A 12011-nucleotide genomic window follows, 5' to 3' on the forward strand; every position below is an offset into this window, starting at 1 on the left:
CTACCGCGTCAGCCAGCCGCGCCTGGCCGCCTCGGCGCCGGCCTGGAACCGTGACTGCGCGCCCAGCTCGGCCATGGCGTCGGCGAACCGGGCGCGGACCGTCCGCACCGAGATCCCCAGCTGCCGGGCGATCATCTCGTCGCAGACCCCCTGGGCCGCCAGGCGCAGCACCTGGGTCACCCCGTCGCAGCCGTGCGTCCACGGCAGCGGCGCCGCGCGGGCCCACAACTCCTCGAACAGCGAGCGCAGCGCCGCGACCACGACGGCTGTCCTGACCAGGTGGAAGTTGTAGGCGTTCTCCGCCAGCGCGCCGCCCCACCTGGCGGGCATGCCCGCGGCCTCCGTCCCGGCGACCAGGAACCAGCTCGGCACCGCGTCGAGGGTGCGGATCCTGGCCCCCGCCCGCTGGAACTGGTCCAGCTTGTCCCGTAGGCCGGGTATCTCCAGCGTGTGGACCGGGATGATGCTCCTGGAGGCCAGCAGGCCGTCGTTCTGGGCGCCGATCCACTGGTCGGCGTACCGGTGCGCGAAGTCGCTCATCGTCCGCCGGTCGGGGATGACCGACAGCAGCTCGAGCGGCGGCGCCTGCACGGCCATGCCGATCACGCTCTCGTAGAGTTCGTCGGCCCCGCCGACCAGGTCCACCGAGAACTGGCCGGTCTGGTAGTCGCGGCCCGCGTCGTACTGGTGGATGAAGTCGCGGATCGACCCGACCACGGTGTCGATCGTCCGGCTCTCCTCGGCGAGCCGGTCGAGGCGGTCGGCGACCAGGTGGCCGAGGGCCGTCGCGGGGTGCCTGGCGAGGTACTCCCCGCCCTGTTCGTCGACCACGCCCAGCTTCACGAGCGTCGCCAACTCGCGGCTCAGCGGCTCCGGCGCGCCGTTCGTGGCCTCGGCCAGCTCGGCGCAGGTGGCGCGGTGCAGGCGCAGCACCGCGTTGTACAGGGAGATCTGGGTCGAGGTGAAGCCCAGGCTTTGCAGGGGCGGTGTGTCGGTACGCATCGGCTACAGGCTCCTGAGGTGACACGACGTCCCGTGAGGATAACGTCCCTAATCACCTCTGTCCGGGCGTTGGCCCTACTGGCCCACCGAGGGTGCAACTTCGTGCAATTGCACGTTTGTACATTGCGGATGAACGGACTGTGACGCAAACTTTACGCAGCGTCGGCAAGCGGCGCGGGTGCGATGGCCGTTCGGACGCGGAGGGGGGTCCGGCGGCGTGCCGCCTCCCACGCCGCCTGCCGGTGACCGGGGGACCGAGCGGGTCACCGACCGCTCGGTTCCCCACCTTTCCCCAAGTTTCCCCGGTGTTCCCCAAGTTTCCCCGGTGTCCTCCAGGTTTGGAGCCAGACTCTAAACTGTGACCCGGGGGGCCGGCGCCTTTCCCCATCTCTGAGAGCGCCGCGGCAGGAGGGTTGCAGATGGCAAAGTTCACCGAGGCCGGGCTCACGTTCGACGACGTGCTCCTGGTGCCCGCCTATTCGGACCTGCAGCCGGGTGAGGCCGACACCAGCGCGCGCCTGTCGCGGGGCATCACCCTGCGGATCCCGCTCATCTCCGCTGCGATGGACACGGTCACCGAGGCCCGGATGGCGGTGGCGATGGCCCGCCAGGGCGGCATCGGCATCCTGCACCGCAACCTCTCCATCGAGGACCAGGCGCAGCAGGCCGACCTCGTCAAGCGTTCAGAGGCCGGGATGGTCACCAACCCGGTCACCTGCTCGCCGGAGGACACCCTCGCCGACGTCGAGCGCCTGTGCGCCACCTACCGGATCTCCGGCGTCCCGGTGACCGACGAGACCGGCGTGCTGGTCGGCATCGTCACCAACCGCGACATGCGCTTCGAGACCGACCACAGCCGCCCCGTGCGCGAGGTCATGACCCAGATGCCGCTGGTCACCGCGCCGGTCGGAGTCTCCAGGGACGACGCGTTCGCGCTGCTCAGGCAGAACAAGATCGAGAAGCTTCCGCTGGTCGACGCGGGCGGACGGCTCCGCGGGCTCATCACCGTCAAGGACTTCACCAAGAGCGAGCAGTACCCCCTGGCCACCAAGGACGCCGACGGCAGGCTCGTCGTCGGGGCGGCCATCGGCGTCGGGGAGGACGCGGAGAAGCGCGCGGCGGCCCTGATCGACGCCGGGGTCGACGTCATCATCGTGGACGTCGCGCACGGCCACTCCAAGGGCCTCGCCGACATGATCTTCAAGCTCAAGGCCAACAGCGGGGTCGAGGTCATCGGCGGCAACATCGCCACCCGCTCGGGAGCCCAGATGCTGGTCGACGCCGGGGCCGACGCGGTCAAGGTCGGCGTCGGACCGGGCTCCATCTGCACCACCCGCGTGGTCGCGGGCGTCGGCGCCCCGCAGGTGACGGCCATCCACGAGGCCTCGCTCGCCGCGGGCCCCGCGGGGGTCCCGGTGATCGGCGACGGCGGCCTCCAGTACTCCGGCGACATCGTCAAGGCCATCGCGGCCGGCGCGGACACGGTCATGCTGGGTTCGCTCCTGGCGGGCTGCGAGGAGTCGCCGGGTGAGCTGATCTTCATCAACGGCAAGCAGTTCAAGTCCTACCGGGGGATGGGCTCGCTCGGCGCGGTCCGCAACCGCGAGCGCGGCGGCGCCTCCTTCAGCAAGGACCGCTACGCCCAGGCCGACGTCGGCAGCGAGGACAGGTTCATCCCCGAGGGCATCGAGGGGCAGGTGCCCTACCGCGGCCCGGTCGCCGCGGTCGCCCACCAGCTCGTCGGCGGCCTGCGTCAGGGCATGTGGTACGCCGGGTGCCGCACGGTCGAGGAGATGCACACCAGGTGCGAGCTCATGCCGATCACCGCGGCCGGTCTCAAGGAGAGCCACCCGCACGACATCCAGATGACGGTCGAAGCCCCGAACTACCACCGTCGATAGAGTCCTGGGAGTCCTGCCCCGGGCACCGAGGGCGAACGGCGCGGGACCCGCGACAGGTTCGGCGCGCGGACGGGCCGCACCGGCCCGCCCGCGCCCGCAACGGCACGGTACGGCTCGCGTCCAGGTGGCGTGCGCCGTACACGCATGAAATGGGAAAGACAGACATATGACTCAGGTGGAGATCGGTCGCGGCAAGAACGGCCGCCGTGCCTACGCGCTCGACGAGATCGGCATCGTCCCGTCCCGTCGCACCCGCGACCCGGAGGAGGTCTCGATCGCCTGGCAGATCGACGCCTACCGGTTCGAGCTGCCCGTCGTGGTGAGCCCGATGGACAGTGTGGTCTCGCCGAAGACCGCGATCGAGGTCGGCAGGCTCGGCGGTCTGGCCGTGCTGGACCTCGAAGGGCTGTGGACCCGCTACGAGGACCCGACGTCGCTGCTGGGCGAGGTGGCCGAGCTCAAGGGTGAGGCCGCGACGAAGAGGCTCCAGGACATCTACAACGCGCCGATCAGGGAGGACCTGATCGGCCGCCGCATCGAGGAGATCCGCGCGGCCGGGGTGACCACGGCGGTGCGCCTGTCCCCGCAGCGCACGGTCCAGTACCACAAGGCCGTCATCGACGCGGGCGTCGACATCTTCGTGATCCGCGGCACCACGGTCTCCGCCGAGCACGTCTCGGGGCGGGCCGAGCCGCTGAACCTCAAGCAGTTCATCTACGAGCTCGACGTCCCGGTGATCGTCGGCGGCTGCGCCACCTACACCGCGGCGCTGCACCTGATGCGGACCGGCGCGGCCGGCGTCCTCGTCGGCTTCGGCGGCGGCGCCTCCCACACCACCCGCACCGTGCTGGGCGTGGTCGTGCCGATGGCCACCGCGATCTCCGACGTGGCCGCGGCCCGCCGCGACTACATGGACGAGTCCGGCGGACGCTACGTGCACGTCATCGCCGACGGCGGCATGGGCACCTCGGGCGACATCGCCAAGGCGATCGCCTGCGGCGCCGACGCGGTCATGGTCGGCTCGCCGCTCGCCAGGGCCGTGGAGGCCCCGGGGCGCGGCTTCCACTGGGGCTCCGAGGCGCAGCACCCCGAGCTGCCCAGGGGCAAGCGGGTCGAGTTCGGCACGGTCGGCACGCTGGAGCAGATCCTGCACGGCCCGTCCTCCGTCGCCGACGGCTCGATGAACCTGATGGGCGCGCTCAAGCGCACGATGGCGACCGCCGGATACTCCGACCTGAAGGAGTTCCAGCGGGTGGAGGTGGTCGTCGCCCCCCAGGGCTGACCCCACCCCGGACGCCCGGCGAAACCCGGGCGTCCCATCAGAGGTCTTCCCGCTCCCGCGCGCCGGCCACGCCGCCGCTACGAGGCGGCGGCGTCCCACAGGTCGGCGCTGTGGGCGTCGACGAGAGCGCGGACGCGGGCGAGGACGTCGTCGGCGGGCCGCGGGGCGAGGCGGCGGCCGTCGCGCAGGCGCAGGGCGACGTGGTCGTCGGCGGCCTCCTTCGCGCCGACGACGGCCTGGTAGGGCACGAGACGGGCCTGTCTGACGCGGGCTCCCAGGCTGCCGCGTTCCGGCCCGGCGACCTCGGCCCGCAGTCCGAGGTCGACGCATCGGCGGGCGAGCGCCTCGGCGTTCGGCAGCTCGGCTTCGGAGACCGGGAGGATCTCCACCTGGACGGGGGCGAGCCAGGCGGGGAAGGCGCCGCCGTGCTGCTCGATGAGATGGGCGACGGCTCGCTCCACGCTGCCGATGACGCTGCGGTGGACCATGACCGGCCGGTGTCTCGCGCCGTCCGCGCCGATGTAGTGCAGGTCGAACTGTTCGGGCTGGTGGAAGTCGACCTGGACGGTGGACAGGGTGGACTCCCGCCCCGCGGCGTCGGCGACCTGGACATCGATCTTGGGGCCGTAGAACGCGGCCTCTCCCTCGACCGCCTCGTAGGGCAGGCCGGAGCGGTCGAGGACATCGGTCAGCAGGGCGGTGGACCGCCGCCACATCTCGGGGGCGACGACGTACTTCCCGCCGGGGCCGGGCAGGGAGAGCCGGTAGCGGGCCGGGGCGACGCCGAGCGCCTCGTACGCCCGGCGGATCATCTCCAGGGCCGCCCACGCCTCGTCGGCGACCTGGTCCGGGGTGCAGAAGATGTGCGCGTCGTTGAGCTGGATGGCCCGGACGCGGGTCAGCCCGCCGAGCACGCCCGACAGCTCGGAGCGGTACATGCCGCCCAGCTCGGCCATGCGCAGCGGCAGTTCGCGGTGGCTGTGGGAGCGGGAGCGGTAGATCAGCGCGTGGTGGGGACACAGGCTCGGCCGTAGGACGACCTGTTCCGCCCCCAGGCTCATCGGGGGGAACATGTCGTCGCTGTAGTGCGACCAGTGCCCGGAGATCTCGTACAGCTCCCGCTTGCCCAGCACCGGCGAGTACACGTGCCGGTAGCCCGCCCGCCGTTCGGCGGCGCGGACGTACTCCTCCAGGGCGTGCCGTACGGCCGCGCCGTCGGGCAGCCAGTACGGCAGGCCCGCGCCGATCAGCGGGTCGGTGTCGAACAGGTCCAGCTCGCGGCCGAGCTTGCGGTGGTCGTGCATCGCGGTCTCCTCGCGGACATCGGGCGAGTGACCGCAAGACGAAGCCCCGGGGCACTCGCCCCGGGGCTTCGGACTAGGACATCTGTCAGCGCGCCGGGACACTCTCCGGCGTCGTCGTCACAGCGGCGCGCTTCATGGCGGTAACGGTAGCAAAGCCAATGATGTTCGCGCAGTCGCTCTTCGACGGGGACGCGGAGCCTCCGGCGGGGGAGCGCGGAGCCGCGGCCCTTCGCGCGGGGCTCCGCCGGCTGGGCTCCGCGCGCCGGATGCCCTCCGGAGCGGGGGTTTCCACATGATCGCCTGCTGGGAGAGTGTGCTTTCCGCGCCAGGAACCGGCTTTCCGCGCCGGGCTCACACGCCCGCGCGAGGTTGAGGACAGGTCACAAAATTGACACTGTAGGGGTTGGTAAAAGTGACGTATGCCGGAAAATCTGTGAACATTCGCATGTGTCGGATGATCGTGAGCTGCGGGTTGCTCTTCGAGAAGGCCCGTTCCACGTCGCGCTCCGCGCCGCGGTCGAGGCGAGGGGGCTGACGCTCGACCGTCTCCGCCACCGCCTGGAGGAGCGCGGGTTGCGGGTCGGGATGACGAGCCTGAGCTACTGGCAGCAGGGACTGCGCCGCCCCGAGCGGCCCGAGTCGCTGCGTGCCGTCCGCGCTCTGGAGGAGATCCTCATCCTCCCGCCGCGCTCGCTGATGGGGCTGCTCGGCCCGCCCCGCCCCCGGGGCAGGAAGCAGGGCGCAGGGGGTCCGCAGGGGCCGGTGTCCTACTCCGCGATCCTGGAGCCCTCCCGCGCCCTCTCCGCGCTGCTGCACGACCTCGACGGGGTCGCCGACGACAGGCGGCTGCACATCACCGGGATGTACGAGACGCTGCACATCGGGGCGGACCGCAGCATCGTGCGCCGTGAGACGCTGCAGGTGATGCGGGCCCAGGAGGAGGCGACCGACCGCCACATCATCGTCTACCGGGGCGACCTGGGATGCGACGTGGAACGGGTGCGGATCAGGGCGCTGGAGGACTGCCGGGTCGGCAGGGTCAGACGGGACGGGCCGACCGCGCTCGTGGCGGCCGAGCTGTTGTTCGACCGGGCGCTGCGGATCGGGGAGACCCAGGTGATCCGTTACGAGCTCGCCGACCCGAGCGGGGTCGAGACCACCGAGTACGAACGGGGTTTCCGCTTCCCCGCGGGCCAGTACACGCTCAGGGTGAGTTTCGCCGCCTCGGCGCTGCCGGTCGGAATCCACCGCTTCGCCCGCCACGATCACGGCGCCCCCGAGCACGACCACGGCGAGCTCGCCCTCAACGCCCACCACGCGGTCCATCTGGTGGCCGACTCGCTCCAGCCAGGCCTGATCGGGATCCGCTGGGACTGGCCGTGACAGACGGCCCGGCGCCCGCCGTGCACTCTCGGCACCGGCGAGGACCGGCGCAGGACCGGTGGGCGCTCGGCCGGGTTTCCGGCAGTGGGACGCGGTCAGCCGGACAGGACTCCGAGGAGCCGGGTGACCTCGGCGGCGACGGCCGTACGGGCCGCTCCGAGATACTTGCGGGAGTCCACGACCCTCTCGTCGGCCGCCAGGTAGTCGCGAACCGCCCCGGTGAAGGTCTTGTTGAGGTGGGTGGCGATGTTGATCTTCTTCATGCCGTGCCGTACGGCGGCGCGCAGGGTCTCGTCCGGCACGCCCGAGGAGCCGTGGAGCACCAGCGGCACCGGGACCGCGGCGCGCAGGGCGGCGATCAGCTCCAGGTCGAGCACGGCGTCCCTGGTCGTCATGGCGTGTGAGCTGCCGACGGCCACGGCCAGCGCGTCCACGCCCGTCCTGGCGACGTAGTCCACCGCCTCGCCCGGTTTGGTCCGTGCCCCGGGCGCGTGCACCCCGTCCTTGCCGCCGACCTCGCCGAGCTCGGCCTCGACCCACAGACCCCGGCTGTGGCACAGGGCGGCGACCTCGGCGGTGAGGGCCACGTTCTCCTCGTCCGGCAGCGCGGAGGCGTCGAACATCACCGAGCCGAATCCCAGCTCGACGGCCTCCTCGACGAGCGCGCGGTCCGTGGCGTGGTCGAGGTGCACGGCCACGGGCACGGAGGCCGCGGCCGCGACCGCCAGCGACGCGGCCGCGACCGGCGCCAGCGCGCCGTGGAAGCGCACGCAGTTCTCGCTGATCTGCAGCACGACGGACACGCCCGCCGCCTCCGCCCCGGCGACGATCGCCTCCGCGTGCTCCAGCTGGATGACGTTGAACGCGCCGACGCCCGCGGGAGCGTCGCGGACGATGTCGCCGATGCCGACGAGGGGCATGGTCTGCCTCCGTTTTCTGTGGGATCTCTGGCCGGGTTCGCGAGAACGCGGAACGCCTACGCGCGCGCGGGCTCCACCCGGATCTCTGGGTGGACGTCCCGGAAGACGTCCGCGTCGAAGTCGCCCGCGACCGGCGCGGCGACCGCGGCGGCGCCCAGGGCCGCGGCCCTGCGCAGCCGCTCGGGCCAGGGCGTCCCCTCGACGAGGCCGAGTGCCAGCCCCGCGACCAGGGCGTCGCCCGCGCCTGTCGGGTTGCCCTCCACCCGGTACGGCATGACGGCCCGCCACGAGCCCTCCCGGGTCACCGCCAGCAGCCCGTCGGCTCCGAGGGAGACCACCACCGCCCCGGCCCCCGAGCGCCGGAGCGCCGCGGCTCCCCGCAGGGCCTCGCCGACGCCGTCGGAACCGGCGGCCCCACGACGGTCCCGGGGACGGCCGGCGCCCTCGGGATTCGCGAGGTCCTCGGGGTTCGCGCGGTCCGCTGGAGCCCGGAGGCCCTCGGGGGCCTCGTGGGCGAGGGCGCGGGCGAGCTCCTCGGCGTTGGGTTTGACGATCTCGGGACGGCCCGCGGGGGCGTGCCTGAGCGGTTCGCCGTCGGCGTCCACGATCGCGGGGACGCCGCGGGCGCGGGCCCGGGCGGCGAGGTCGGCGTAGAGGCCGACGGGCGCTCCCGTGGGAAGGCTGCCCGAGATCACGACCGCGGCGACCCGTTCGAGCCGTGCCTCGTAGTCGCGCAGGAAGGCCTCGAGCTCCGTCTGGGTCACCAGGGGGCCGGGTTCGTTGAACAGCGCGGTGCGGTGCCGTACGGGCCGCCCGTCACCGTCACCGGCACCGATCCCCCCACCGGCGCCGGCGCCGGCGCGGGCACCGGAGCCGTCGCCGGAAGGCGTCGCACCGGCGGCGGGAGCCGTACCCGGCGTCTGGAGGGGCGGGGCGGGCACGGCGGAGACGGGGCCGAGGTCGTGGACGGCCAGGGTGGCGCGTGACGCGGCGGCGATCGGGGTGAGGGCGGCGGGCAGGCCCGCGGCGGCGAGGTCGGCCGCCGCCGCCTCCCCGTTCGGGCCGCCCGCCAGGCCCGTGACGAGAACGTCGTGGCCGAGGGCGGCGAGCACCCTGGCCACGTTCACCCCCTTGCCGCCCGCCCTGCGGTGCACGGTCCGCACCCGGTTGACGCCGTCCCAGTCGACGTCGCCGGTCACGTAGGTGACGTCGAGGGCGAGGTTCAGCGTGACGGTCAGGATCGTGCCGCGAGCGGCGGGCGGAGGGGGTGTCGAGGTCATCGGGGTTCCGTGATCCAGTTTCCGTGCCTCATGACGCCGGAGACCTCCAGGCCGTCGGTGAGCACCACCAGGTCGGCCTGCTTGCCGACGGAGACGGAGCCGAGACGGTCGGCCAGGCCGAGCGCCCTGGCGGGGGTGAGCGAGGTGACCTCGGCCGCCTCGGTGAGGGAGAGGCCGAGCTGTTGCACGGCGCGCCTGAACGCCACGTCCATGGTGAGCGTGCTGCCCGCGATGGAGTCGCCTCCGGCCAGCCGGGCGACGCCGTCGACGACGTTGACCTTCATCGGGCCGAGCCCGTAGACGCCGTCGCCCATGCCCGCCGCGGCCATCGCGTCGGTGATCAGCGCGGTCCTGCCGGGGCCCGCGACGTCGTAGGCGAGACGCAACATCGCCGGATGCACGTGCACGCCGTCGTTGACCAGCTCGATCGTGACGCGCTCGTCCTCGAGCAGCGCGGCGACCGGTCCCGGCTCGCGATGGTGCAGCGACGGCATCGCGTTGTAGAGGTGCGTGGCGACGCTGCCGCCCGCGTCGATGCCCTGGATGGTCTGCTCGTAGGAGGCGTCGCTGTGGCCGAGGGCGGCGATCACGCCGTTCGCAACCGCCTCCCTGATGGTGTCCAGCGCGCCGGGCAGTTCGGCGGCGATGGTGAGCATCCGCACGTGGCCGCGTCCCGCCTTGAGCAGCTCGGCGAACTCCTGGGAGGAGGGCTCCCTCAGGAAGGCGGGGTTGTGCGCGCCGCAGCGGGCCTTGGAGATGTAGGGGCCCTCGAAGTGGATCCCGGCCAGCACGCCGTCGTCGCACAGGTCGGCCAGTGCGGAGGTCGCCCTGGACAGGGCGTTCTGGGACGCGGTGACCAGGCTGGCGACGATCGTGGTCGTGCCGTGCCTGGCGTGCAGGTCGGCGACCCGGCTCGCCTCGTCCGGATCGCCGGTCGGGAAGGAGCCGCCCGCTCCGCCGTGGGTGTGCATGTCGACGAAGCCCGGCACCACGTACCGGCCCCCGAGGCCGAGACCCGGTCCCGGAGCGGAACCCTGGCCGATGTGGGTGATGCGACCGTCTTCGATGGTGAGCCAGCCCTCGTGAACACCTTCGGGGGTCACAATGCGGGCGTCGGCGAGTGTGATGCTCATGTCCCCATCCTTCCCGGTTCGCCTCGGGATCAATGATCAGGAGGGGAGGATGACCGACCTGGTGAGATGGAGCGGTTCGTCGGGGTTGAGCCCCTGCGCGTGCGCCCGCGCGACGGCCACCCGCTGGACTGTGATCAACTCGGCCATCGGGTCGAGGGAGCTCTCCAGGAACGATCCACCGGTGGCCTCGACCTCCTCGCGCAGCCCCCGTGGGCTCTCGCCGAGCATCCAGGTGATCCGGTTCGGGCCCGCGATGCTGATCGGGCCGTGGCGGTACTCCATCGCCGGGTAGGACTCGGTCCACGCCCTGCAGGCCTCACGCATCTTCAGGCCCGCCTCCAGCGCCAGGCCGTACGACCAGCCCCTGCCGAGGAAGGTGAACTGCTCGGCGGCCAGCGTCCGCGCGGGAAGCGGAGCGGAGACCGCCCGTTCGGCGTCGGCGACCGCGCCGGTCAGGTCCTCGCCGAGGTGGGCGCGGAGCAGGGCGAGCTGCGTGGTGGCGAACCGGGTCTGCACGACCGACCTCTCGTCGGCGAAGTCGAGCATCACGATCTCGTCGGCGGCGGTCATGACGGGGGTCCCGGGGGAGGCGGTGATCGCGGTCGTCCTCGTGCCCGCCTTCCTCAGCGCCTCCAGGGCTTCCAGCACCTCGGTCGTCGTGCCCGACCTGGTCAGCGCGAGCACCCGGTCGTACGGACGTCCCGAGGGGAACTCGGAGGCGGCGAAGGCGTCGGTCGCGCCGTGCCCGGCCCGCTCGCGGAGCACCGCGTACGCCTGGGCGACGAACCACGACGTGCCGCAGCCGATGACGGCGACCCGCTCACCCCGCCGGGGAAGCGCGTCCGCCGGCGTCTCGCTGACCGCGCGACGCCAGCAGTCCGGCTGGGACGCGATCTCGGCTTCGGTGTGCGTGGTCACGACGCGCCTCCTCGAGAAGATTCGTTTATGAGTGATTTATAGCAGAAATGAGCAAGATTGTGCAGATGTGGGTTTTGATCGCGCGCTGTGCCAGGCTGTTGACCGTGAGCCGATATGAGCGCTGGAACGCGATCCTCGAACTGCTCTCGCAGGAGGGGCGCCTGTCTGTGGAGCGGGCCGCCGAGGCGCTGACCGTCTCCACCGCCACGATCCGCCGTGACTTCGACCAGCTGGCCCAGCAGCAGATGCTCATGCGCACACGCGGCGGCGCCGTCGCCCAGAGCGTGAGCTACGACCTGCCGCTGCGCTACAAGACGGCGCGTCACGCCGACGAGAAGCAACGGATCGCGGAGGCCGCCGCGGAACTGGTCGCGCCGGGCGCCATCGTCGGCATGAACGGCGGCACGACCACCTCCGAGGTGGCGCGGGCCCTGGCGATCCGGGCCGACCCCGAGCTGGGCTTCACCGTCGTCACCAACGCCCTGAACATCGCCGCGGAGCTGACGGTGCGTCAGCACGTGAAGATCGTGCTGACGGGCGGGGTGGCGAGACCGCAGTCCTACGAGCTGATCGGCCCGCTGGCGTCCGGCGTGCTGGAGCAGGTCACGCTCGACATCGCGTTCATGGGAGTGGACGCGATCGACGCGGAGGCGGGCGCGTTCGCCCACCACGAGGGCGAGGCCAGCGTCAACAGCCTGTTGATCGGCAGAGCCGCCCAGGTAGTCGCGGTCGCGGACTCCTCCAAGGTCGGAAGCAGGGCCTTCGCCAGGATCTGCCCGATCGGCGCGGTCGGCACCCTGATCACCGACGAGGGCCTCGCGGACGAGGACGCCGCCCGGTTCGCCGACGCGGGCGTGAAGGTGGTCCGCGCGTAGGCGGGCGTGAAGG

At 72.2% G+C, this 12011-nt stretch carries 10 protein-coding genes; 4 read left to right on the forward strand and 6 right to left on the reverse strand.

The window, feature by feature from the left end; all coding sequences use genetic code 11:
• Nucleotides 1-1002, reverse strand: coding sequence for a helix-turn-helix transcriptional regulator (locus PKF00_RS25810; RefSeq protein ID WP_271220214.1), 1002 nt, complete (start codon nt 1000-1002; stop codon nt 1-3).
• A gap of 419 nt (nt 1003-1421) precedes the next feature.
• On the opposite strand from PKF00_RS25810, the gene guaB reads away from it, so the two are divergent.
• Together guaB and PKF00_RS25820 are read left to right on the forward strand one after the other, a co-directional pair.
• Nucleotides 1422-2903 (forward strand): IMP dehydrogenase, encoded by a 1482-nt coding sequence (gene guaB, locus PKF00_RS25815; protein WP_271220215.1) that lies wholly within the window; start codon nt 1422-1424, stop codon nt 2901-2903.
• Nucleotides 2904-3069: 166 nt separating this feature from the next.
• Nucleotides 3070-4185: a GuaB3 family IMP dehydrogenase-related protein gene (locus tag PKF00_RS25820; protein ID WP_271220216.1), complete on the forward strand. Its 1116-nt coding sequence runs from the start codon at nt 3070-3072 to the stop codon at nt 4183-4185.
• A gap of 77 nt (nt 4186-4262) precedes the next feature.
• Here PKF00_RS25820 and thrS read toward each other — a convergent pair whose 3' ends face one another.
• A complete protein-coding gene (thrS, locus tag PKF00_RS25825) occupies nt 4263-5591 on the reverse strand; it encodes a threonine--tRNA ligase (RefSeq protein ID WP_271220217.1) in 1329 nt (442 codons plus the stop codon).
• A gap of 345 nt (nt 5592-5936) precedes the next feature.
• Here thrS and PKF00_RS25830 point away from each other — a divergent pair, with 345 nt between their 5' ends.
• Nucleotides 5937-6872, forward strand: coding sequence for a hypothetical protein (locus PKF00_RS25830; protein ID WP_271220218.1), 936 nt, complete (start codon nt 5937-5939; stop codon nt 6870-6872).
• 95 nt (nt 6873-6967) lie between these two features.
• Here PKF00_RS25830 and PKF00_RS25835 read toward each other — a convergent pair whose 3' ends face one another.
• The 4 genes from PKF00_RS25835 to PKF00_RS25850 are packed head-to-tail and all read right to left on the reverse strand — an operon-like array spanning nt 6968 to nt 11123.
• Complete coding sequence (locus PKF00_RS25835) at nt 6968-7792, reverse strand: class II fructose-bisphosphate aldolase (RefSeq protein WP_271220219.1); 825 nt, start codon at nt 7790-7792, stop codon at nt 6968-6970.
• A gap of 56 nt (nt 7793-7848) precedes the next feature.
• Nucleotides 7849-9072: a 1-phosphofructokinase family hexose kinase gene (locus tag PKF00_RS25840; protein WP_271220220.1), complete on the reverse strand. Its 1224-nt coding sequence runs from the start codon at nt 9070-9072 to the stop codon at nt 7849-7851.
• A complete protein-coding gene (gene nagA, locus PKF00_RS25845) occupies nt 9069-10205 on the reverse strand; it encodes an N-acetylglucosamine-6-phosphate deacetylase (RefSeq protein WP_271220221.1) in 1137 nt (378 codons plus the stop codon). The genes PKF00_RS25840 and nagA overlap by 4 nt, the downstream gene beginning before the upstream one ends.
• 36 nt (nt 10206-10241) lie before the next feature.
• Complete coding sequence (locus PKF00_RS25850; RefSeq protein ID WP_271220222.1) at nt 10242-11123, reverse strand: SIS domain-containing protein; 882 nt, start codon at nt 11121-11123, stop codon at nt 10242-10244.
• Between the two features lie 104 nt (nt 11124-11227).
• Here PKF00_RS25850 and PKF00_RS25855 point away from each other — a divergent pair, with 104 nt between their 5' ends.
• Nucleotides 11228-11998: a DeoR/GlpR family DNA-binding transcription regulator gene (locus tag PKF00_RS25855; RefSeq protein ID WP_271220223.1), complete on the forward strand. Its 771-nt coding sequence runs from the start codon at nt 11228-11230 to the stop codon at nt 11996-11998.
• Nucleotides 11999-12011: the final 13 nt, after the last annotated feature.

The sequence above is a fragment of the Streptosporangium carneum genome (assembly GCF_027922005.1).
GTDB classification, from domain to species: domain Bacteria; phylum Actinomycetota; class Actinomycetes; order Streptosporangiales; family Streptosporangiaceae; genus Streptosporangium; species Streptosporangium carneum.

Coding starts and splice junctions, on each gene's coding strand:
- PKF00_RS25835 (WP_271220219.1), bottom strand. CDS start 7,792: ATGCCCCTCGTCGGCATCGGCGACATCGTCCGCGACGCTCCCGCGGGC.
- PKF00_RS25820 (WP_271220216.1), top strand. CDS start 3,070: ATGACTCAGGTGGAGATCGGTCGCGGCAAGAACGGCCGCCGTGCCTAC.
- nagA (WP_271220221.1), bottom strand. CDS start 10,205: ATGAGCATCACACTCGCCGACGCCCGCATTGTGACCCCCGAAGGTGTT.
- PKF00_RS25810 (WP_271220214.1), bottom strand. CDS start 1,002: ATGCGTACCGACACACCGCCCCTGCAAAGCCTGGGCTTCACCTCGACC.
- PKF00_RS25840 (WP_271220220.1), bottom strand. CDS start 9,072: ATGACCTCGACACCCCCTCCGCCCGCCGCTCGCGGCACGATCCTGACC.
- guaB (WP_271220215.1), top strand. CDS start 1,422: ATGGCAAAGTTCACCGAGGCCGGGCTCACGTTCGACGACGTGCTCCTG.